A 363-nucleotide genomic window follows, 5' to 3' on the forward strand; every position below is an offset into this window, starting at 1 on the left:
TCGTTGGATAAGGTCAGCAGGAAGTCGGTATCGGAATGGAAATTATCCCGCACCTGGCTACCCAGGATAATCTCGTAGCAGACGGTCGCTGTCAGTTTCATGCCGGCCACCTGCAGTTGCGGCTGTAAATACTGTCCCTGACTGAGTGAAGACATCGGCAGATTAAATAGCGGTGCCAGTGGCCGCAGGAGACGCTCAAACGGCACCATTTCGCCAAAGGGCACCAGGTGATGCTTGCTGTAGCGATCCTTCGAAGGATAACGATAAGGAGTGTCTTCTCCCAAAACCACGATGCTGTTGTAATAATCGTAGCCATGCGGGGTAGGTCGCGCGTCGATGATGCCGGTGATTAAACGGGTATGC

General features: G+C 53.2%; 1 protein-coding gene. It reads right to left on the reverse strand.

The annotated features are described in order from the left end of the window. On the reverse strand, positions 1–363 hold a 363-nt coding region (locus BG74_RS17870), incomplete at both ends, for a nitrilase-related carbon-nitrogen hydrolase (protein WP_305809587.1).

Origin of the sequence: Sodalis-like endosymbiont of Proechinophthirus fluctus (assembly GCF_001602625.1) — a bacterium.
GTDB lineage: Bacteria > Pseudomonadota > Gammaproteobacteria > Enterobacterales > Enterobacteriaceae.